This is a genomic window from Enterococcus sp. VV15 (assembly GCF_005236045.1).
Lineage (GTDB): Bacteria > Bacillota > Bacilli > Lactobacillales > Enterococcaceae > Enterococcus_B > Enterococcus_B durans.
In genome coordinates this window covers 58,350-78,169 of the sequence record NZ_QPTY01000001.1, presented here as the reverse complement: position 1 = coordinate 78,169, position 19,820 = coordinate 58,350, and the positions used below count along the sequence as shown (strand labels likewise).

Sequence of the window (19,820 nt, the reverse complement as noted above, 5' to 3'; positions counted from 1 at the left end):
GACTCGAATTACGGGAGCGGGTATTTTCGCTCCTCTAATTTTTGATGTCTTCATTTGACTGAATTTTTTCAAATAAGAAAGGATCTGTATGAATGACACAAAAAGAAACAGCAACTGTAACAGTTGAAGAAACCAAAAAAGAAAGCTTTTGGGCAACTAAAATCAGTGGTGTAAGCTTGCCTATCTACTTGATCATGGTCATTGTTCTGATCGTTGCGATGGCTTTAGGAAAACTACCTAGTAATATGATAGGACCTATCGCTGTGCTTGTGATATTCGGAAATCTCTTCCATTTTATTGGAACAAAGATCCCAATCGTTAAAAGTTACCTAGGTGGTGGCTCTGTTTTTGCAATCTTTGCTTCGGCGGCCATTGCAACGTTTGGTATTTTACCTGATTATGTAGTCAAATCAACAGAAAACTTTGTCAATAATATGGGTTTTCTAGATTTTTATATTGCAGCCTTGATTACAGGGAGCATTTTAGGAATGAATCGCAGTTTATTGATGAAAGCTTCTGTACGTTTTATTCCTGTAGCACTTATTTCAATGATCGCCTCATTTTTTACCGTTGGATTAGTTGGTATGTTGATCGGAAATGGATTTGCTAATTCCGTTTTGTATATCTCACTCCCTGCAATGGCTGGAGGAGTTGGCGCTGGTGCCGTACCATTATCAACGATTTATGCAAATGTTTTGGGAACAAATGCTTCGTCTATTATTTCTCGTTTGATCCCAGCTACAGCAATGACAAATGTCTTAGCGATTATTGGAGCAGCTTTAGTGGCACGTGCTGGACAATCAATGCCTAAGTTAAACGGAAATGGAAAATTAATGGCAAAAGGTGACCTTGGTGATGGAAAACCACGGGATGTAAAACCAACGATCCAACAATTAGGGGTTGGCTTGATGGTCTCTATCACTTTCTTTATTTTGGGCCAAATCTGTAATTTCTTTATACCAAAAGTCCATGCTTATGCCTTCATGATCATCATTGTAGTTATCTGTAAAATCACTAATGTATTACCAGAATACTATGAAGATGCCGCAATCATGTTCAACAATCTGATCGTTAAAAACTTAACTGCAGCTGTTCTTGCTGGTATTGGTATCGCATTGTTGAACTTAAATGTCTTAGCCTCTGCTTTGACATGGCAATTTGTTGTATTGTGCTTAACAAGCGTAATCGTCATCTCACTTGTTTCAGGTTTTGTTGGTCGTCTATTCGGTCTATATCCAGTAGAATCAGCAATCACTGCCGGACTATGTAATAACTCAATGGGTGGTACTGGGAATGTTGCAGTACTCTCTGCTGCCAACCGAATGGAATTGATCGCATTTGCTCAAATGGGGAATCGATTAGGCGGAGCAATCGTTTTGATCATTTCCGGTTTCTTGATGCAATTACTCTCTTAGAAATGAAAAAGAGATCGAGACAAAAGTTGTTTAGGTTTGAGAAATCTGAATGTCTATTATATGTAGCGCATGGGGCAAAAGTATTCCTTACTTTTGTCTCATTCTTTAAAAACGAATAAACGGTGGGAGCAGAAGCAACTCCTTCTTAAATAAGCCGAAATCCACAAAAATTTGAAAAGCAATTTTCGTTAATTTCTTCTTATTTCTCGGAGTTAAACACTTCTGTCCCAACTTCTCTTTTTTTACATTTTTTCTATCAAGTAACCTTGATCAGACGAACTTCATGATACAAGAATACTTATCAACACGAGTAAACTATCATACAGAAAATGAGTTAAAAATGCTGGAAGGATATTTTTTGTTTTCATATACGCCAGTGTAAAAGGTACTCTCACGATCCCAACAGCTAAGGCTGCTTGTAAGAAATTCCATTGATATGTTCAAGTGCAATGCCCCAAATAAAAGTGAGTTAATCAATACGAGTAAAGCCACTGACCATTTTGTTTTCTTCTGTTTTTCTTCTAAGCGTCTCAAAATGACTGGAACTGGGACTAATACAAGTAATTCTTCTCCGAGTAAAGCTGGTATGAAAAAAACAAAAGTCCAAAAATTTGGCGACTCCATCACTGGATTAGATTCCATGCTGAGTCCTAATAATTGCGAAACGATTCCATAAATAATCACCCAGATAATCGCCAGACCTAAACAACCAATCACCAATAGACCATCTTTTACTTTCATTTTTTTGAACAAATAAAACATCTTGCCGTAAATGATACGACTAGCAAGCAATCCTGCAATCAACAACCAAAATTCTCCAATGATCCTTCCACCTATCCCAAATGACAAGGCAAGAAAGCCAATAAATACAATGATGATCGAAAGAATGATATTTCTAATCGATCCTATTTTTTTTCATATTCTCCTCCTATTGCTCCAAATAGATTCCTAAACTATAACGCCATTTTCATGCCACAAACCATTGTCATTATAACAGCTTTCTGATTATTCAGATACCAAGATTTCTATAAGTAAATGGCTTTTTTCAATTGAAAAATCCACTTTGATAAACTACGATAGTAAAAAATAGTGTACCAAAGGAGCCTTAATGAAAAAAATATTCAATACTCAATTATCTTCTTTTGAAATGACCGAGGTAAAACAATTAAAGGAGACCGTCGAACGTCAACGCACATGTCGGTTCAAATTAGAACCTGATTTTCTTCATCAAGCAAATCGCCGGCATTTTCTTTACTATCAAGAGAATACACTTCTAGCCTATGTTTTTTTGAATTTTTTTGACTCACAAGTCCTTGAAGCCACATTGATCGTTCAAGAAAAAGAGTTGATTGCGGATAGTTTAGTAGCCCTTAACGACTTTGCACGCCAACAAGCCATTCCGACTGTTTTGATCATCACAGATATTAACGACCAACTTTTAACGACCTTCCTAAAAAATGAACAAAGTTATGTACATCAATTTTCTGAGTATCGTCTATTTCTTGACAGCTCAAACTTCAACGCACAACAAGAAGTACCTCTACGTCATGCCAAAGCAGAGGAATCCCTACAGATTGCTCGCTTACTGGCTGAAATTCCTGAAGACAAGATAGAGCCCCTTTTACCAGAAGATTTAGCAAATACCCTCGTTCTTGCCAAAAAAGATCGAGTAATCGCCTGTATCCGTATCGACGAAAGTCTTAAAACTTATGGTATCTATGGCTTTGTCGTCGATCCTGATCATCGTGGTCGAGGATTAGGTCAATCGATCTTGACTACCGTCATCCAACAATTACTAGCAAAAAAGCAAAAAGAAATCTACTTGGAAGTTGAATCAACCAACCAACGTGCGTTGCACCTCTACACAAAGCTAGGTTTCAGAAAAGAGATACTCTTTGATTATTATTGTCATGAGGTTTGATGAGCCTGTGGAAAAATAGTCAAACATTTACTTAAATGTAATGCCCAAAACCACTTTTCAATCAAACGATTTTCAGTTTGTTGTAAACTGATCTACAGAAAGAAGAAATCCAGACAGCATAAAGCCAAGGTTTCTTCTTTTTTCAATTCTATTCATCTTCAACCATGAGGATTGGCAAGATTGAACCAAGCATCCATTACACATATCTAAATATTTAAAAATAAAGTTTTTCACTACGAAAAGTCTTTTGAATAGGACAATTCGTTGTTTAAGTGTATCTCCATAATTTTCGATAGATATGGTCCATTGCTACACATATTTACCGAAACTATTCATTTATCAAAATTAAATAAAACGGGTAATATTTTCCCCATTTCTTGTGGAGTCTCTTTCATTCCTGATTGGATCCACCGTAATTCGACAGAAATAACAGCACCTGCCATAAAAATACTCGTATATTTATTATTTTTTCTCTGTAATTTTACATAGCCTTGCTCGATGAGATGAGAATAGACAGTTTCAAAAGTGGTGATCAATGTTTCAGTTAGTCCCGCATTCGCTAACAGGATCACTGATTCTGCTTCTTCTTTTTGTAATTTAAAATATACAGTCATCAATGTGATGAAATTAACTTCCTTAGCATGTTGTGTTCTCCTCAAATAGGCACTCATTTCCCAACTCTTATATCTTAGGATGATATCTTGAAATCATTTGAGAACATGAAAATCAGGATCATTTTGATCAATCGATTGATTCAAGTGAAATAACAAAAAAATCTGAGACAGAAGGTTAGTCCTCCTGCCCCAGATTTCATTTTTCAAAACTCATCAGTCCTGATTGACAAAGAGCCTCAATTCCTCAGTCAAAAGAAAAAAGAAGAAACCCTGTCTAAGAAGGTTTCTCCCATTTTTTGAAACTATTCTTCTTCAGCCATGAATATCTGTTGATTTACCAAGCTTTTCATTGCTATTAAAGTCTGATAATTTTTATCAGTAATAACATATCGCTTTAATAGTATTTTAGATATTTTAAATAGAACCTGGGTCAAATTCTTGGTCAAAAAACTTCATCTAACGTGGGGCGTTTACATAGCTTTACTTAAACACATTCGCTGCTTCTGTCAACATTTTTTTAAAGCAGTTTTTTGTTACATAAAAAAAGAAGGTGCTAACCTCTTGGGGTTAATACCTTCATAATAAAAGTGTTTAAACGTTTCTGAATAAATCCATCCACGCCCAACGTTCCTACACGTTGTTTCTACATACACAATCATACCAATTCTTTTTTAGACCTGTCAAGGGATAAATTACTAAACATGATAAGAGTTAAGTAATTTCTTTAATATTCCAAAAAAATAAACAATATCATTATCTTTATCTAAACATTTAAAACGTTCACTGCTTCTATCAGTTAAGTCTGATAATTCTTTATGTCGATACTTTCTAGAACCTATTCCTTTAACAAAAAAATTATGAGTGTATAGAACCGCAATAATATCATGAACTTTAGCACAAGAATAAAACGCTTTCCCTATTTTTGCTTCTTCAGCATATGCTACAACATAGCTATTAGGATGTCTCAATTCATTTTTACTCATGTAAAACAAGAAAGCATTATTATGAGCACAACAGTTTCTAATCCTTTTTACAGCATTTAGCAATCCACTCATGATAGACAAATCAAATTTAGGAGTTGGATATTTTTTAAAATAAAATTCAAAAAATCTTATAAATTCTCCAAAACTCATTATCTCGACAAGAACCCACGCAGAAGGTGCATCTTTATGAGCCTCATATAATTTTCTTTGATAATGACTTTTATGTTTCACTTTTTCTAAAATAGTTTTCTTATTCAGCACGTATTCAGTACCTATTGTAGAATGAAAAAATCTATCAACTATGGCATATCCGTCTACCTCTTCATTTTCAGTAATATGGGTAATTAAAAAAGTTTTCATGGCATGTTCTATATCTAGAGTAGCAGTTAAAAGTAAATATCTTAGTTGCATATCAACACTAGCTAAATCTGCCAAATAACTGAACTCTAAATTTACATACTTTCCAGTTAAATCTCTTTTAAAATTCCTCCTATAAACAGATAACTTATAATAATAATTTAAATCATTCAGGATATCTTTTGCGTCATTTTCACTCATTACATTGAATTTAATGCCTTTCATAGACAATTCACTTATAAGATCTTCAAAAGACGCTTTGGGATGTCGTTTTATAGCTTCTTCTTTCATATCTATTTCTAATGTTTCTTTTATCGTATTTAATTCTCGTTTGGCATTTTCATCCATAGTTAAATACCTTTCCCATTAAGTCTCATATTACTTTTAAGCAGCTTTCTCTATAATTCATAGACTTATATTTCTAAATTATTATAGCATTACACTTTAGCTCTTTACAATAATAGAATAGTTTAATAGAAGTCAAAACGTTTCAAGCTGTTAACTCAACAAAAAAATTACCACTAAACACCTTCCACCTTTTCCCACCAAAAAAGGCAGCCGAATTTATCGCTACCCTTCTAAGTATTATTCAACGATTATTCGTTACAATCTTTTTTATCTTCTATTTGTTCAACAACTAGATACTCAAAATTTTCTTCGTAAACTTCAATCCCACCTATAAGATGAATTCCTCTAAAATTAAACTCTCTTTCAGATTCTAAAATTCGTTCCTTGTAATTACGCCAATATTCTAATGGATCCGTACCACCATAAGGAGTCGGATGATTTTTAGGTCTATCGACTATTTTTGGAGGCTGTTTAGGTTTTTTATTATCTTTATGAGAACGCCTTTTATTGCGTGCCTTCTGTCTACATTCAGGGTTACAATACACAGTATTACTTCGACTGTTGGAGACTGTTTTACCACATACTGGGCATGTTTTAACTGCCAAATTTATTCCTTCTTTCTTTACTTTGGCATAAGACACGAGAAAAAATGTACAGTGACTGCGTGAAGTACGAAGCAACCACTGGTGGGGGAGGTATGCCCCCACTCAGCTTTTTTCTTGCGTCACTATTTTTTGATCAATAAGTTAGAAATAGCGTTTGTATAATTATGTTTTTATTTATTCTTGATTATTCATTCCTCGAAGGTTCGTAAGCATATTTTTATAAGCTTTTTCCTTCTGTTTGGTAGCTTCAGACTTCACGCCTTTGCGCTCATATTTGGATTCAATATCCGCGACAGACTTCGCTTTTTCGGCTTCAATTTCTGTAACTCTTTTTCTTTCGTTTTCTTTGCGTTCCGATAATACGGCTTTAGCAAATAAATTATTTAGTTCATCTTGTTCTTTTTTTCTACGCTTATTTTGTGCATTTAAATTAGCTCGAAACTTCTCTGATTTCTTTTTATTTTCTTTATCAACTTTATTTTGCATGCCTTTGATATCAATGTATTTCTTTTCTGTCATGTTTATATACCTCCTTATTTAAACCAATAATTACGGGTTGACTGTGGTTCTTCTCCGGCCATTTTTGATAATGATGTTCCGGCAATTTTACTCTGATAAAAAATATGAACTGCTTCACTGTTTTCATATGTTTTATCCGAAGACCAGGTTGTTCCACCATTTTCTAATTGAATAGTGCCTTCAGATTCTTTATACACTTTACGTTGCAACGTGTGTATAAGTTCATTCGCTTGTTGTGACGTTTGACTAGATTCTTCTGAAATCTTTCTCAATTCACTGATCAATGCTACTGCACGTTCATTTTGTTCCTCATGCACTTTGTTCGCTGCTTGAGTGATTTCAGCTAATAGTTCGTTGTATTCTGACTTGCTAATTAGCGGTTCCTGCTTAAGTTTATCCCGCTGCTTTTGATACAGTTCCTTCGCATGATTTGCAGTCCAAATGGTATCTTTTGCCTTGTTATATCGTTCCACATCTACTTCTGTTTCTGCTACAATCAATTCTTCGTTTGCTTTTTGAATGGTTTGTTCTGTTTTTCGAATATTCTCTTTGGTTGCTGCTACTTCTTTTTTATTCTCCGCTGTTTTTTCTGCTAAATATGTTTGGATCTCGTTTAATGTTTTCATTTAAATTTCTCCTTAGTTTTAAATATTTTTTTGTTTTACTGAGACCTTATCAAAACCGAGTAACAACAAATCAAAAAACAATCCTTGTTTGTCTTCTGTCTGATCAAAAATTCTTGCTTCCTCTTTAGTTCCTAGAATATATTGCTGTTCGTTTGTGTTTTGATTTATGAAATCCACCAAGTATAATCTTGTATTGACACGAAACTGAAAAGAATCACCTATTTGATTTAAAATATTCTGCATAGCCTTTTTTAAGCTCATTTGCGCTAGTCGTCTCATATTGCGAAAACGATCTATCGTTACACCATACTTTTTAGCTAGGACATCATCTTTTACAGGAATCAATGAATGGTAATGTCCTGTTTTTCCCCTAAATGTACATGGCTGTTTTGAGTAATAATAGGCATCCGATAAAATTTGGCGTTCCTGTTCATCTAACTGTTTTAAAGCATTGAAAAATACTTTTGCTTGTTCTAGTTCAACTTCTGATAATTCATGCCTTGCTGCTTCGTAGTACTGCCACTTCTTCAGATAATAAACGGGTCGAATAGTATCATATTGCAAAGAAATCACACATCCTTTCTAAATTTTCCTCGGCATCTTCTAAGATTTCATTATTTTCGTTGTCCGGTTCAATTCCTTCTCTAAAGCATATAGCTGTTTCTATCTCATTGATTTCATCTAAGACCTTCTCAATGAGGCATTGAGGGCACATAACTGTATTAGGGTTTATATATCGCTCAATCAGAAAAGAACGCTCTAAAGATGTAAGACTAGCCCAAAATACCTTGAAATGCTTTTGCCTAAACAAATACCGATCAATCCGACGATCTAAAGCATCTATATTGGTTAGCAGCTTCTCAACTTCTCGATCTGGTCGGAATCCTTTTACAATCATTTCATAGGTATCTTTTCTTACTCTGTGATACTCCATGTGAGTAGCCATATTTTGACTGTAAAACTCTTGTCTGAGTTGTTTCCTTTTTAGTTCTAAGCGGTGTACCTGGAGCGACAGGGAGAGATATTTTTTTATGGCAATTTCATCAAATGAATCCACCGCTTAACCTCCTCTTATTTTGATAGCTGATTTACCGTATTTGTCACGTTTTGTAACGTCCTTTTTGGTTCTACTTTCTTTATTTGATACTATTTTCTGTACGTTACAGTTTGGCTCAGATTTGAGCCTATCTAGTTCTGTTGCTTTATAGGTCGGCATAATTTTGTGCCACCCCTTTTTAGGTCTGTTCAAAATTGGACACATCTTTCACATCAGCTGAATTTTCAGCCGATCTTTTTTTAATCTGGGGGATTTTCCGCCTATCTCTTTTTTAAGACGGAATAAACGGAAGTTTTCCCTCTTTTTCAGGCGGCGGAAATGTCGGATTTTTATGAAATAAAAAGAGGACACAAGGGGTAAGCCGAAAATTCGGCCAACCTCTCATATCCTCTGGTTCTTCCTAGTAAGATAAAAATATTAAAATATTATACTGCATTCAAATACATAACTCTAAAATAGTAAGATATACGTTTTTTAACTATACTCATTATACCATTTTAGCACTTTAATTGGCTATTTTTCACTGATTTTATGGGATGTAATCACATCATATTTGACTACTTTTCCATCTTTGACGATCAGCTTCACTTCTCCGTATGTTGGTAACTCGACTACCTCTGGTCGTTTATTGTTGTCAATATATACTTTATCCATTTCTTTCTCCTTCTCTTACAATATTTTTTCTACAGATCGTACCAAATAGAAATGACTGTATTTGTCTCAAAGCTGTCTGCTTCGCCATCTAATGCACTACTTTGTAGAATATGGCGTACTTTGATGCCATAATTTTCACGAAGAAAATCATTTACTTTCTCTTCTAATGTCTCCGTGTATGGCGATTTTTGAGTAGTATAATTATTTGATCCTTCAATGATTTTTACTTTCATATTGTGCCCCCATAACTTCGTTTTTAATTATCTACCTGTCTGTCAGACGTTTACCCCCTAGGGAGACAACTTTAGCCTTACCCTCCCAAGAGGAACAAGTATTTGTCTACCGTGTCTCCCCTAAACATCCCTTATATATATAAGGTTATATGACACACATCTTATTTACTTAAATAATAGTTTTAATAGATATTAGGTAGATAAGGTAGATAAACTATCTATAAAGCTATACACTCCAAGAATTTTGCTTATCTACCTGTCTGTCTACCTCCTGTCTACTTGTCTACCTTTTTCCGCATGTATCCTGTGTTCGCTTGTTTCCCGAACCTAATCCCATTCTTTTTGGACTTTATCCAATCCGGGTGGTTATCCATGACTACCCGGACTTTTGCATCTAGTCTCGTGTCGTCGCAAAAAACTAGTGTACCCCTAATAGGAATTAAAAATACTTGTACCATCTGTACCACAACTCATGAACATTGATATATAGCCATTTTCAAGAGGATTGATTCCGCTTTTATTACGATTTCACTTGTACCACCGCTTGTACCATCATTAAGTGGTACGGATAGTGGTACGGGCATAAACTAAAAATATTAGTGTTTCGTCCATGCACAAACATTGGTATATCAGCATTTGCAAGTAGCGGTACAACTGGTACAACGTTTTTCAACTATTTATTAAGGTAGACTTATTCAATGTATGAATTTTTCATTTTCAAGTGAATATAGCGCCAAATTCTCGTTCCGTTTTGTCTTGTATTTTTCTTATAAATACCCATCTTCTCAAGTTGCTTACTAAACTTAGGTTGTGACAATTCACGTAAACTTTCTTGATAACAGAATTTTTGATATTCTTCGTAAATTGTTTTGGAAGAATCACCTTCACTGGATTCCATATCAATACTGCATTTTTCCTCAATGAACCGTAGTATATGATTAGATTCTTTCAACCATTTATCTTTGGCTTGGATCATCTTATCTGATACAGTCAATTCTTTACGTTCTAATGCGTCTTTGAAGACATTCATACAATAAACTGCAAACACTGGTATTTCCGCTTCAATTGCCTTCAAGTCATGCCTAGCTTTGAACGCTTCATCTATGACACAATCAAATGGAACAACGTATAGTCTACGTTCAAATCCTCGTGTGAAGTCATTAAACGCTGGTAACTCATTCGCTGAAAATATAAGTTTTGCAAAGTTCACAAACATAAAATGGTCTTTTCCTTTAAACTCAGCAGATAAGCGATCTCCACCAGTTAAGGCTTTGAGTAGTCCTGTTGACTTGAGAAATTCAGAATCAACATCCGCAAATAAATTGGCTTCTTTCTGAAATAGGTTAGCACTGGCAAAGCGATTTTGTTTATTTCCTAAATCTTGCAACATCATATTGCTTACATTTTCAGAACCCAGTAACTGATTAAGGATATTTAAGAAAGTAGATTTACCGTTTTCTCCCGTACCTTGTAAGATAGTGATTGTTTGAAATGGTGCATAACTTCTATAAAAGCAGTAGCCTATAATCTCCACCAAATGTTTTGCACTATCAGAATTACCTGTTAAATCCTCTAGCCATCCAATTGTTTTTGTAGGTACTTTCTTTGTGGTTGGATCAATTGCGTAGTTATGACTTTGCAGAATGTAATCTTTCGTATCGTGCGGCTTCATTTCACCGGTTTTAATATTGTAAGTGCCATTCTTAAAATTAGTTAGGTATGGCTTGCTACGGTTAAAAGGGTTCTCTTTCATGGTAGAATCAAAAATTTTGATAAAGATAAACTTCTTTGTTTCGTACAGTTTTGATTGCGACCACTGGCCCACGCTTTCTAATTTCTTAGTGATATGACCGTCTAAAAAATCGCTTAAACTATCCATACGCCAAGAACCTGTTTTTGAATCGAATCTAGCGCCTTGTGATAATTCACTAGTACGAATCATTGGTATTTCCTTCATAATCTCATAACCTAATTTTGAAGCACTAACCTTCATATTTCTTTTATCATCAAAATATATCCAAGCTGGCAATTCCTTGTTTTCCTGTTGCTTTTTCTTTTGCAACTCCATTAACTCTATTAGCTCACTCAATTAGCGCCCAACTCCTTTTTCGCTATCGAATAGAAAGTTTCCTCCACTTCTTTTTCTGATAACGGTTCTGTAAAATGCTGATTGGCAATTTTCACCAGTTCTAACACTGCCCCTACATCTACAGCACGAGCCAGCAAACCACCAGTTATTTGTGCAATACGATTATTGCGATTTCCTTCCTCACAACCTGTCACAATACTTTCAAATAATTCAGTCGTGGTATTCCGATAACGTGAACCGCCTTTTTTGAATTGGCTTGTGTTTTTGTACAATTTACGTGAAGTTACGCCACCTGTGTCTTGCTTGTAATCTTTTAGCCAACGTTTTGCGGTATCTAAGCCATCAGATACGGGAAATAAGTTTTCTCCGTTATGGATAATAATTTGTTCTTCCTTAATGTATTGTGTCAATACTGGTAGTAATTGTATTTGCGACCAAGTCAGGTTAGATTGATCTGCATTGTTAATAATTCCTTCTAGTATCTTGTTTGTAAAGAAATAAACTAGTAATTTGTACTCTTGTTCATTCACTGGCTTATCCAATGGAATGACTAAACGATAGCGTACGCCTTTTAATCCGTGACTAATACTCGGATAAAGAACATAAGCAAACTTGCCTAGTTTTTGTTTGATAGTATCTATCAAATTAACTTCAGATACAATCACATCATCTAAATCTAAAATTAAACAATCTCGACTGATTAAATTCTCATTCTTACGTATTAAGGCTTTCATTTCACCAGCTATAAACCCATCTATGCCAATCATTTTTAGCTTTTTCTGTTCTTCGGAATCATTAGAAACTTTGATTTTAAGCGGTGCATAATCAGAAAAAAACTGAATAACAGTTTTATCAATCGGTGGTTCCATAATACTAGGACGCACTTTACCTATATAAATCATTGCTTGTACCTCCTACATGTCTCTCATACTCCCAAAAATCAAAGGCCAAAAACAAACATACAGCAATAGGTACTACACAAATCAGCCATAAAATAAAAGGTAACAGCTTAGTGAGCGATCCAAAAAGAAAGGCTAGTAAAAACAGATTTCTACGCTTACTCATTTACAGGAACCTCACTTTCAAAATGAACAATATCATCCGAGTGTTGCTTTGCTAAACATGCGACAGCTGCAATCATTCCATTTAAAATATTTAAGTCATTTCTTTTTAAAGAGTTTACTGTGAGTTCACTTGCAAAAAGGCCCAAGCCTTCTAAGGCGCTTGCAATATTTGTAGAATCTATTACTAAATCAACTGGATCGATTATTTTTTTATTCATTTTGTTTTATTCCTCCATTCGTTTGTGTTAGAATGAAGGCAGAAATAGGCTGTATTAGCCGTTGTGATGCCTTTAACGTTCGCTTTGGTCGGTGGAATCGTTAAGGCTTTTTTTCTGCCTTTATTCATACATTTACTCCTTCATCCTTTGGTAGGCACGTTACCTTCTTGATCTGGCTCAATCCCCAATAGTTCATACAGGTCATACAATGTTATGGTACTCAAGTACTCCGCTGCACTTTTCGCACGCTCTAAAGCTGTTTCAGTAGTATCTTTACCATTTAGAGCACATGGATATTCTTTGTCATCTAGAGTTGCTATATCCATCAGAATGTCATCCATTTCATCCAATAAACTTTTTACTGTAACCTGTGGCTTTGTTAATTCGCCCTGTTCATGTATTTCTTGTAATAATTTATCTGTTTTATCTTGCATACTGAATCCTCCTAGAATATAATTCATTAACAACAACTGCTTGACTTCTACGACTTCCAATTATGTGCCCTCAGTTTGATGAGATGTTCCTCGCCCCACGCTTGGATTTTTTATTTCTTGTGTTTCTCTAAAAACTCGTCAGCATCTCGCTGATCAATTTTTTCATAGCCATCCATCAATATGACCTTTAATCCTTGTTTCTCAATGAAATTGTATTTCAGTGTATTGTAGCTTGTATTCATATACTTAGCTGCTTGCTTATAATTCATAAAGCGAGGAAGCAGTAGCTTTTTCTTGTATTCTTCGATAAACTGAAAAGCTTGTTGCTTACCCTCTTTTGCAGCCGTTTCACGTATAACCTCACGCAACGTAACAGATAAATCTAATTCATCTATACTTAATTTAGCCATTTAAATCACCTCCCCAAAATCTCCCTAATGAGCCATTTCAGGCATTTTAAGCGTGGTTTGATACAAGACAATCCCCACGTTTAAAATATCCCTAATCTCATCATAGGAACGCCCTAATTGAATAAGACTCGATACTAATTCTTCAATTTGATTAACAGCCGCTTGTTCTTTAGTTGTAAGGAAATCTAACGGGGTTGCTTTAGCGTTTGCTTCTCTCGCTTCACGTAATTGTTTAGCATTGAAGCCCAATGCTTTCTTATAAACTAAATCAGTAAAATGTTTATAAAAATGACCACTAAATCCAGCTTCTTTAATTGCATCTGTCATAGAACACCGGATATGTTTACCTTTGATTCGTTCTAACCTTCTTGCCATTAGCTCTTTTTCCATCTCATAAAACTGTTTAACTAATTCTTTTTTAAAATTTCTAACTGGTTCGGTGTTATCAAGATAGGTAATAAGCAGTGTTACTTGTTCTCTGTTGAGATGGAACACTTTTGCTTTTTGACCACTTGGCATAGGTCGGATTTCAAATCCGAACGTTCCAAACTCTTCTAAATCACCTTGATATTTTCTTATTAATCGTGTAACACTTTCTCTACTATTACCCGAATATTCAGCGATAACTTCATCTGTAGTAAATGGATCATTGTTTAAGTTTTCTGACTGTAAAAATACTAAGTCTTTCATTTCTAGCCCTCCTTATAAATTTTCTCGTTGACTAGCCAGTCAATTAACTTTTTATAGACTGTTTTACGGACAGATAAAATTTTCTCATTTTCTATCTTTCCTAATGTCTTAGCTGAAATTCCTGTTTCTTCAGAAGCTTGTGCAAGAGTGATATTCTTTCGCGCACGACGTTCTCGAAGTTTTGCAATCATTTCTAAATCAAGTTCAAACATTTGTTCACCCCCTCTTTTTTCCCATTTTATGGGATTAGATGGTTATATTATAATTCCCACAAATTGGGAAGTCAATATTTTTCTCATTTTTTGGGAAAAATATTGCATTTAATAAAAAAAATGTGTACTCTTGTTTTGAAGTATTTTGAAGTATTATAGGAGAAAGGAGCGATAAGAGTGAATAGAATAAAAGAATTAAGAAAAGAAAAAAAAATGACATTAATAGACTTGAGTAATGAACTAAACATACCAAAGTCTACTTTAAGCAGATATGAGAATGGCGATAGCGAACCTAAGAAGGATACTTTAGAAAAAATAGCTAATTATTTTGAAGTATCTGTTGCTTACTTGCTAGGTGCTAGTATTTATCGCACAGAAATAAACGAAAAATACTTGAATACCGTAGATCCTTTTTTCGATATCCTAATGGGTTTAATTAGCGACTCTGAAAATAAAATTTCTGGTTCAATTACAGATACTTTAATCCGTTTATCACTTGCTTGGATGGAAGTCGTAGATGAATCTAGTGACGGAACTGCATGTATAGCTAAAGATTTTGCCTATGCTAGTAGAATAGTTAGTGGAATCTTTATCGGTGATTATTCTATTAATAGTAACCATACTGAACTTAACCCTGAAGAAAAAAAAGAACAATATTATAAGGATAGGAAGAAATTAATCAAAATATTAGATAAGTATGCTTTTAGAGAAATAGAATTATTCAATGAAACTCGTGACTGATCCCATACATACCAAACGCCCCACGTTAGGTACTGGGAGGAAAAACAATGGCAACATTTAAACAATACGAAAAGAAAAACGGTACAAAAGCATGGCTCTTTAAGGGCTACCTTGGTACTGACCCTATAACAGGAAAAGAAATACACACCACAAGACGTGGCTTCAGCACAAAAAAAGAAGCCAAGCTAGCCCTATCACGGCTAAAACTTGACTATGAAGAAAACGGCTTACAAAAAGATGAAAAAGAGACTTTCAAACAAGTATATGAATTGTGGCTTGAAACATATAAAACGACTGTTAAGGAAGTAACATTTATTAAAACTGAAATCAAGTTTAACAAATGGATTTTACCGGTATATGGTGATTTACGAATTAAAGAGGTTACTGTAAAGCGAGCGCAACAAATCGTTAATGATTGGGCAAAGAAAACCGATCAATATAAAGTTTTGCATTCTAATGCAAAACGGATTTTTGAGTATGCTATCAATCTGGGTATAATACAATACAACCCTTTAGCTCATATCATGATGCCAAAACGTGAAAAGAAAGTCACTGATAGCGGTGTTATTAAAGTATACACTAAAGAACAGCTAAGGACATTGTTTGCTTATGTAAACTCATTAAAGCCAAACTATAGCAATGACTATAACAAAACATTGTTACGCTTTTTATTCTACAGTGGCTGCCGAATCAGTGAAGCCCTAGCACTCAATTGGTCAGATATAGACTTTGAAGGTAATAATGTTCTTATCAACAAAACTTTGAGTCAAACAAAACACGGCTATAAAATTAGTGATCCTAAAACAGACAAAAGCGCTGCTAAGGTTTCTCTTGATTCTGAAACAATTAAAATCCTAAAGAAATGGCAGATTAATCAGCGCAAGTATATGCTTAATCTTGGTATTACGGATCCAACAATGATTTTCTGTGGTATCTATAAACAAATGATTACCCATCATGCTATTTTCTCTCGCATGAAAACAATCACAGAAAAATGTGGGGTTCCATTCCTAGGTATCCATGTTACACGACACACTCATGCTAGCATGTTATTAGATGCTGGAGCAGACATGAAAGAAGTTCAAGACCGACTACGTCACGCATCTATAAGTATGACTATGGATACCTATGGGCACCTTAGCAAAGAGACTAAAGATAAAGCTATTGAAAAGCTTGTAGCACATCTAAATTTCTAATTATCTTGGTCAATTTCTTGGTCAAAAGAAAAATAAAACAGGAGAAACCCTGCCGTAACAAGGTTTCTCCCACATATTTTAACTATTCTTCTTCTTCAGCCATGAATGTGTTGAACACTTCTTCGATCATGTCCCATTCAGCATCTGTTTCGATTTGTTCTAGTTCGCCTTCTGTACCATCTTCATTTTCGATGTATGCATAAGCTTGTAATTCGACATCTTCATCTTCAGATGCTCCTGCTGGATAAAGTAACACGTAGTTGCGTCCAAATTCTTCTTGGCCATCTACTGTTAATAAGATTTCGTATAATGTTTCATTTCCTTGATCATCAACTAATGTGATATGCTCATGTCCTTCGTGATCGTGGTCATGTGTATGATTATTTTCTGTCATAAGATTCCCTCTTTTCATTTTATGTTAAAACCATTTTTTCCCTGAACCATCTAAATAATTTTGTAAAATCATTACAGCGGCTAACTTATCAATGACTTTTTTTCTTTTTGCTCGTGACGTGTTTGCTTGCTCAACTAACATTCGTTCAGCTTGAACAGTGGTCAAACGTTCATCTTGATAATCAACTGGCAAGGAAAACAATTCTTCGATTTTTTCTCCATAAGCGATCGAACTTTCCGCTCTTGGTCCAACCGTATTATTCATATTTTTAGGCAAGCCTACGACGAAACGATCGACTTCATATTCTTCCACTAATTCTTTCAGACGGTCAAAGCCAAACTCTTCAGCTGACTCATTGATCCGAATGATTTCTACGCCTTGAGCAGTCCACCCAAAAGGATCACTAACAGCGACTCCGACTGTTTTTGAGCCTACATCTAAGCCCATGACCCTCATAGATTTACTCCATGGTTCGTGAGATAATCTTTAACGATTACTTCCATGATCTCATCGCGCTCGTGACGGCGAATCAAATTACGTGCATCACGATAACGAGGAATGTAGGCCGGGTCTCCAGAAAGTAAGTAGCCCACAATCTGGTTGATTGGATTGTAGCCTTTTTCTTCTAAAGCCCGATAAACGATCGCTAATGTTTCGCTGACTTCTTTTTTACGACTATCATCAAAACCAAAACGTACGGTTTCATCTGTAAAACCCATGATTCTACACCTCTTTCCCAAAGGTAATCCATTTACCTTATACACCTTTATTTTACTCGAAGTAGCTCAAAACTACAAACAAATCTTCAGAAACTTATAGATAATTTGAGAATATATGCTACATTAGCATACCATAACCTTCATTCAAATCCTTTCATTTAAAGTTATTCTAAACTAAGTATACGCTAAATTTAAATAAACATAAGCTTTTTCGATTTTTCTTCAAGATTTTCACACTTTTTTCGAATATATCTGTTCAATACTGCTCTATTTTTTTGTTGCTTGACCAGTTTCATAGTTGATCGTATAACCATCTTGAACATTATAAATAAAGACATTGAATTCGATTTTTTTGTCTTCGATACTTTCTGCTTCCAGTTGTACCCCTCTTGCTACCAATTCATCCCCTTGAAAATGCGGGGTTACCCGATAACGTACATGATGATTGGTTTCTTTGATATAAGCTGCGATATCATTTTCATGTGCCAACATATAAGGTGCATTCAATGAACGTGTCCCAGTCATCAAGTTTTTGATATTATTGTTTTGGCCAGTTAACTGATAGCCAATCAAATGGCTACGATTATATAACCACTTCCCATTGCTTAGTTTCTTTTGTTTCCATCCTGTTGGATCGACATACAAAGCTTCCCGTTTTTCTTTAGGAAACAATTCTTTACCTAACATAGCGTTCGCAGCACCTACACGATTCAGACGGTCGATATTTGAATAGCTTTGCCATGTTCCTTTTGACAAGCTTAGATCTTCTTTGGAAAAATCCGGTTGGTTATTATTGATCTCGATTTCTTGATGTTTTCCATCATATTCGGGAACATCGGCTATCTTAGAGGCTTGAGGCGTTGACTCGAATATTCCAGTGATTTGTTGGACTATATCGGAATCTTTTTGTGTTGATAAACCAAGTGCACCAGCTAAAATTGCCACAACGATCCCCATAATTGCTTTTGATGATTTTTTTCCCATTTCTTTACTCCTTTACTAAAACAACTATTCTAAACTTTAACATACGTTCCCCTTTTTTAAAATAAAGAAATTTATTTAATTGACGTAATTTACCTGTTTTTATCGTTCTTTTCTATTTGTCTTCTTCACAAATAAAATACGCCACAGATCGGCTTTTTGCTTGCTGTTTATTTCTGACGACAAAAAAAGAGTTTGGGACAAAACTAAAAATCAGTTTTGCCACAGACTCTAACTCCGAATAAACGGTGGCCAAAAGTCAGGTTTTTCGGAAATATCAAAAAAAACGAGCAATACCAAAAACGTATTGTTCGTTTTTATCTCCAATTTCTCAAACCTAAACGACTTTTGTCTCGACCTCTTCATTCAAAAATTCCTATAAGCGGGTGACGGGAATCGAACCCGCGACATCAGCTTGGGAAGCTGGGATTTTACCACTAAACTACACCCGCATCTCACGAATAATAGTATACGCCTAATTTTTTTCAGACTCAAGTTTTTATTTGTTTTTATCTTTTTTCACCTGTTTGTAGTAAAATAAAGGCAATAAATGAACTAATGGAGAAGATGCTATGTCGGAAAAAGAATTGAATTTATTACTTGATACCTGCTTATTGGCTGGAAAAATCATGATGGAAAGCAATGCTGAAATGTATCGGGTAGAAGATACGATGAGTCGGATTGCTCTTGCCTCCGGCAGTTATCGCTTAGTTAGCTATGTGACACAAACTGGACTCTTCATTGGATTTGATCGAACGTCGACGATTCGTATGGAGCAGATCACGAACCGATCGATTAATTTAGAAAAGGTTGTTAAAGTGAACAATTTATCCAGAAAATATGTTGCCGGTCAGCTGACACTAGACGAATTGTACCAAGAATTACAAGAAATCGACAAAGATCGCTCTTTCTTCCCCGTCTGGCTTCAGATTGTCAGCGCAGCGATCATTAGTGGAACGATCATGGTGCTGTTTGGTGGAGAAATGCGTGATTTACCAATTACTGTGATCATTGGCGGAATTGGCTATGCAATTTATTTATACAGTTTGAAATTTTTCCGTATTAAATTCTTATCTGAGTTTCTTTCTTCCTTATTGATTGGTGTAGCCGCTATCCTTAGTACTCGAATTGGTCTTGGAATCAATCAGGATTTGATCATCATTGGTTGTGTCATGCCCCTTGTCCCTGGGGTACAAATCACGAATGCCATCCGTGATCTACTTGCTGGACACTATGTTTCTGGTGTTTCCAGAGGAACAGAAGCCATGATGACAGCTACGATGATTGGCTTTGCAATCGCCTTTATCTTCCAACTTTTTTATTAGGAAAGGAACATGATG

At 35.2% G+C, this 19,820-nt stretch carries 27 protein-coding genes and 1 tRNA gene; 5 read left to right on the top strand and 23 right to left on the bottom strand.

Annotated elements, in window-relative coordinates; genetic code table 11:
• The first annotated feature begins 92 nt into the window (after positions 1 to 92).
• Positions 93 to 1,415, top strand: a complete 1,323-nt coding sequence (locus tag DVW83_RS00425; protein ID WP_104660091.1) for a 2-hydroxycarboxylate transporter family protein — start codon at positions 93 to 95, stop codon at positions 1,413 to 1,415.
• 281 nt (positions 1,416 to 1,696) lie between these two features.
• Here DVW83_RS00425 and DVW83_RS15890 read toward each other — a convergent pair whose 3' ends face one another.
• On the bottom strand, positions 1,697 to 1,810 hold the full coding sequence (locus DVW83_RS15890) for a hypothetical protein (RefSeq protein WP_338401021.1): 114 nt from the start codon (positions 1,808 to 1,810) through the stop codon (positions 1,697 to 1,699).
• Positions 1,811 to 2,523: 713 nt separating this feature from the next.
• On the opposite strand from DVW83_RS15890, the gene DVW83_RS00410 reads away from it, so the two are divergent.
• The gene (locus DVW83_RS00410; protein ID WP_104660233.1) at positions 2,524 to 3,336 is read left to right on the top strand and encodes a GNAT family N-acetyltransferase; all 813 of its coding nucleotides are present in this window, start codon (positions 2,524 to 2,526) and stop codon (positions 3,334 to 3,336) included.
• Positions 3,337 to 3,668: 332 nt separating this feature from the next.
• Here the strand turns inward: DVW83_RS00410 and DVW83_RS00405 are convergent, their stop codons facing one another.
• From DVW83_RS00405 to DVW83_RS00330, 17 genes are all read right to left on the bottom strand, one after another.
• Positions 3,669 to 4,007, bottom strand: coding sequence for a TetR-like C-terminal domain-containing protein (locus DVW83_RS00405; RefSeq protein ID WP_224784358.1), 339 nt, complete (start codon positions 4,005 to 4,007; stop codon positions 3,669 to 3,671).
• A 638-nt stretch (positions 4,008 to 4,645) separates the two neighbouring features.
• Complete coding sequence (locus tag DVW83_RS00400; protein WP_104660232.1) at positions 4,646 to 5,638, bottom strand: Abi family protein; 993 nt, start codon at positions 5,636 to 5,638, stop codon at positions 4,646 to 4,648.
• Between the two features lie 248 nt (positions 5,639 to 5,886).
• Positions 5,887 to 6,243, bottom strand: a complete 357-nt coding sequence (locus DVW83_RS00395) for a hypothetical protein (protein WP_104660231.1) — start codon at positions 6,241 to 6,243, stop codon at positions 5,887 to 5,889.
• Between the two features lie 174 nt (positions 6,244 to 6,417).
• Positions 6,418 to 6,762 (bottom strand): hypothetical protein, encoded by a 345-nt coding sequence (locus DVW83_RS00390; protein WP_047649736.1) that lies wholly within the window; start codon positions 6,760 to 6,762, stop codon positions 6,418 to 6,420.
• A gap of 14 nt (positions 6,763 to 6,776) precedes the next feature.
• Positions 6,777 to 7,388, bottom strand: a complete 612-nt coding sequence (locus tag DVW83_RS00385; RefSeq protein WP_238699317.1) for a hypothetical protein — start codon at positions 7,386 to 7,388, stop codon at positions 6,777 to 6,779.
• 18 nt (positions 7,389 to 7,406) lie between these two features.
• Entirely contained in the window at positions 7,407 to 7,961 is a 555-nt protein-coding gene (locus DVW83_RS00380) for a hypothetical protein (protein WP_137238898.1), read from the bottom strand.
• Positions 7,942 to 8,445, bottom strand: coding sequence for a hypothetical protein (locus tag DVW83_RS00375; protein ID WP_104660229.1), 504 nt, complete (start codon positions 8,443 to 8,445; stop codon positions 7,942 to 7,944). The genes DVW83_RS00380 and DVW83_RS00375 overlap by 20 nt, the downstream gene beginning before the upstream one ends.
• A 513-nt stretch (positions 8,446 to 8,958) precedes the next feature.
• Positions 8,959 to 9,099 carry a hypothetical protein gene (locus DVW83_RS15155; protein ID WP_104660228.1) on the bottom strand — a complete coding sequence of 47 codons (141 nt, stop codon included), beginning with the start codon at positions 9,097 to 9,099 and terminating at the stop codon, positions 8,959 to 8,961.
• Positions 9,100 to 9,128: 29 nt separating this feature from the next.
• Positions 9,129 to 9,332, bottom strand: coding sequence for a hypothetical protein (locus DVW83_RS00365; RefSeq protein ID WP_104660227.1), 204 nt, complete (start codon positions 9,330 to 9,332; stop codon positions 9,129 to 9,131).
• A 691-nt stretch (positions 9,333 to 10,023) separates the two neighbouring features.
• On the bottom strand, positions 10,024 to 11,400 hold the full coding sequence (locus tag DVW83_RS00360) for a DNA primase family protein (protein WP_224784369.1): 1,377 nt from the start codon (positions 11,398 to 11,400) through the stop codon (positions 10,024 to 10,026).
• Positions 11,401 to 11,417: 17 nt separating this feature from the next.
• On the bottom strand, positions 11,418 to 12,323 hold the full coding sequence (locus tag DVW83_RS00355) for a primase alpha helix C-terminal domain-containing protein (RefSeq protein WP_104660224.1): 906 nt from the start codon (positions 12,321 to 12,323) through the stop codon (positions 11,418 to 11,420).
• A 155-nt stretch (positions 12,324 to 12,478) separates the two neighbouring features.
• Entirely contained in the window at positions 12,479 to 12,703 is a 225-nt protein-coding gene (locus tag DVW83_RS00350) for a hypothetical protein (protein WP_104660223.1), read from the bottom strand.
• Complete coding sequence (locus DVW83_RS15795; protein WP_258078919.1) at positions 12,700 to 12,831, bottom strand: hypothetical protein; 132 nt, start codon at positions 12,829 to 12,831, stop codon at positions 12,700 to 12,702. Before DVW83_RS15795 ends, DVW83_RS00350 begins: the two co-directional genes overlap by 4 nt.
• Positions 12,832 to 12,843: 12 nt before the next feature.
• On the bottom strand, positions 12,844 to 13,137 hold the full coding sequence (locus tag DVW83_RS00345; RefSeq protein ID WP_104660222.1) for a hypothetical protein: 294 nt from the start codon (positions 13,135 to 13,137) through the stop codon (positions 12,844 to 12,846).
• A gap of 110 nt (positions 13,138 to 13,247) precedes the next feature.
• Entirely contained in the window at positions 13,248 to 13,547 is a 300-nt protein-coding gene (locus DVW83_RS00340; RefSeq protein ID WP_104660221.1) for a DNA-binding protein, read from the bottom strand.
• Positions 13,548 to 13,571: 24 nt separating this feature from the next.
• Positions 13,572 to 14,237, bottom strand: coding sequence for a Rha family transcriptional regulator (locus tag DVW83_RS00335; protein WP_137238896.1), 666 nt, complete (start codon positions 14,235 to 14,237; stop codon positions 13,572 to 13,574).
• Between the two features lie 2 nt (positions 14,238 to 14,239).
• Positions 14,240 to 14,449 carry a helix-turn-helix domain-containing protein gene (locus tag DVW83_RS00330; protein ID WP_104660219.1) on the bottom strand — a complete coding sequence of 70 codons (210 nt, stop codon included), beginning with the start codon at positions 14,447 to 14,449 and terminating at the stop codon, positions 14,240 to 14,242.
• 177 nt (positions 14,450 to 14,626) lie between these two features.
• Here DVW83_RS00330 and DVW83_RS00325 point away from each other — a divergent pair, with 177 nt between their 5' ends.
• Together DVW83_RS00325 and DVW83_RS00320 are read left to right on the top strand one after the other, a co-directional pair.
• Complete coding sequence (locus DVW83_RS00325) at positions 14,627 to 15,190, top strand: helix-turn-helix domain-containing protein (protein WP_104660218.1); 564 nt, start codon at positions 14,627 to 14,629, stop codon at positions 15,188 to 15,190.
• 47 nt (positions 15,191 to 15,237) lie between these two features.
• Positions 15,238 to 16,386, top strand: a complete 1,149-nt coding sequence (locus DVW83_RS00320; RefSeq protein ID WP_104660217.1) for a site-specific integrase — start codon at positions 15,238 to 15,240, stop codon at positions 16,384 to 16,386.
• A gap of 82 nt (positions 16,387 to 16,468) precedes the next feature.
• Here the strand turns inward: DVW83_RS00320 and DVW83_RS00315 are convergent, their stop codons facing one another.
• The 5 genes from DVW83_RS00315 to DVW83_RS00295 form a co-directional block, all read right to left on the bottom strand.
• Complete coding sequence (locus tag DVW83_RS00315; RefSeq protein WP_005878307.1) at positions 16,469 to 16,780, bottom strand: DUF1292 domain-containing protein; 312 nt, start codon at positions 16,778 to 16,780, stop codon at positions 16,469 to 16,471.
• Between the two features lie 24 nt (positions 16,781 to 16,804).
• On the bottom strand, positions 16,805 to 17,236 hold the full coding sequence (ruvX, locus tag DVW83_RS00310) for a Holliday junction resolvase RuvX (RefSeq protein WP_104660216.1): 432 nt from the start codon (positions 17,234 to 17,236) through the stop codon (positions 16,805 to 16,807).
• Positions 17,233 to 17,499 (bottom strand): IreB family regulatory phosphoprotein, encoded by a 267-nt coding sequence (locus DVW83_RS00305; protein ID WP_005878304.1) that lies wholly within the window; start codon positions 17,497 to 17,499, stop codon positions 17,233 to 17,235. The genes ruvX and DVW83_RS00305 overlap by 4 nt, the downstream gene beginning before the upstream one ends.
• Positions 17,500 to 17,766: 267 nt before the next feature.
• On the bottom strand, positions 17,767 to 18,483 hold the full coding sequence (locus tag DVW83_RS00300) for a DNA/RNA non-specific endonuclease (protein WP_104660215.1): 717 nt from the start codon (positions 18,481 to 18,483) through the stop codon (positions 17,767 to 17,769).
• Positions 18,484 to 18,861: 378 nt separating this feature from the next.
• Positions 18,862 to 18,932, bottom strand: a tRNA-Gly gene (locus DVW83_RS00295).
• 120 nt (positions 18,933 to 19,052) lie between these two features.
• On the opposite strand from DVW83_RS00295, the gene DVW83_RS00290 reads away from it, so the two are divergent.
• The gene (locus tag DVW83_RS00290; RefSeq protein ID WP_123862533.1) at positions 19,053 to 19,805 is read left to right on the top strand and encodes a threonine/serine exporter family protein; all 753 of its coding nucleotides are present in this window, start codon (positions 19,053 to 19,055) and stop codon (positions 19,803 to 19,805) included.
• Positions 19,806 to 19,820: the final 15 nt, after the last annotated feature.

What these genes read in the sequence shown, in the direction of transcription:
- DVW83_RS00425 (WP_104660091.1), top strand. Translation starts at nt 93, where the DNA reads ATGACACAAAAAGAAACAGCAACTGTAACAGTTGAAGAAACCAAAAAA.
- DVW83_RS00410 (WP_104660233.1), top strand. Translation starts at nt 2,524, where the DNA reads ATGAAAAAAATATTCAATACTCAATTATCTTCTTTTGAAATGACCGAG.
- DVW83_RS00405 (WP_224784358.1), bottom strand. Translation starts at nt 4,007, where the DNA reads ATGAGTGCCTATTTGAGGAGAACACAACATGCTAAGGAAGTTAATTTC.
- DVW83_RS00400 (WP_104660232.1), bottom strand. Translation starts at nt 5,638, where the DNA reads ATGGATGAAAATGCCAAACGAGAATTAAATACGATAAAAGAAACATTA.
- DVW83_RS00390 (WP_047649736.1), bottom strand. Translation starts at nt 6,762, where the DNA reads ATGACAGAAAAGAAATACATTGATATCAAAGGCATGCAAAATAAAGTT.
- DVW83_RS00385 (WP_238699317.1), bottom strand. Translation starts at nt 7,388, where the DNA reads ATGAAAACATTAAACGAGATCCAAACATATTTAGCAGAAAAAACAGCG.
- DVW83_RS15155 (WP_104660228.1), bottom strand. Translation starts at nt 9,099, where the DNA reads ATGGATAAAGTATATATTGACAACAATAAACGACCAGAGGTAGTCGAG.
- DVW83_RS00365 (WP_104660227.1), bottom strand. Translation starts at nt 9,332, where the DNA reads ATGAAAGTAAAAATCATTGAAGGATCAAATAATTATACTACTCAAAAA.
- DVW83_RS00360 (WP_224784369.1), bottom strand. Translation starts at nt 11,400, where the DNA reads ATGGAGTTGCAAAAGAAAAAGCAACAGGAAAACAAGGAATTGCCAGCT.
- DVW83_RS00355 (WP_104660224.1), bottom strand. Translation starts at nt 12,323, where the DNA reads ATGATTTATATAGGTAAAGTGCGTCCTAGTATTATGGAACCACCGATT.
- DVW83_RS00350 (WP_104660223.1), bottom strand. Translation starts at nt 12,703, where the DNA reads ATGAATAAAAAAATAATCGATCCAGTTGATTTAGTAATAGATTCTACA.
- DVW83_RS15795 (WP_258078919.1), bottom strand. Translation starts at nt 12,831, where the DNA reads ATGAATAAAGGCAGAAAAAAAGCCTTAACGATTCCACCGACCAAAGCG.
- DVW83_RS00345 (WP_104660222.1), bottom strand. Translation starts at nt 13,137, where the DNA reads ATGCAAGATAAAACAGATAAATTATTACAAGAAATACATGAACAGGGC.
- DVW83_RS00340 (WP_104660221.1), bottom strand. Translation starts at nt 13,547, where the DNA reads ATGGCTAAATTAAGTATAGATGAATTAGATTTATCTGTTACGTTGCGT.
- DVW83_RS00335 (WP_137238896.1), bottom strand. Translation starts at nt 14,237, where the DNA reads ATGAAAGACTTAGTATTTTTACAGTCAGAAAACTTAAACAATGATCCA.
- DVW83_RS00330 (WP_104660219.1), bottom strand. Translation starts at nt 14,449, where the DNA reads ATGTTTGAACTTGATTTAGAAATGATTGCAAAACTTCGAGAACGTCGT.
- DVW83_RS00320 (WP_104660217.1), top strand. Translation starts at nt 15,238, where the DNA reads ATGGCAACATTTAAACAATACGAAAAGAAAAACGGTACAAAAGCATGG.
- DVW83_RS00315 (WP_005878307.1), bottom strand. Translation starts at nt 16,780, where the DNA reads ATGACAGAAAATAATCATACACATGACCACGATCACGAAGGACATGAG.
- ruvX (WP_104660216.1), bottom strand. Translation starts at nt 17,236, where the DNA reads ATGAGGGTCATGGGCTTAGATGTAGGCTCAAAAACAGTCGGAGTCGCT.
- DVW83_RS00305 (WP_005878304.1), bottom strand. Translation starts at nt 17,499, where the DNA reads ATGGGTTTTACAGATGAAACCGTACGTTTTGGTTTTGATGATAGTCGT.
- DVW83_RS00300 (WP_104660215.1), bottom strand. Translation starts at nt 18,483, where the DNA reads ATGGGAAAAAAATCATCAAAAGCAATTATGGGGATCGTTGTGGCAATT.
- DVW83_RS00290 (WP_123862533.1), top strand. Translation starts at nt 19,053, where the DNA reads ATGTCGGAAAAAGAATTGAATTTATTACTTGATACCTGCTTATTGGCT.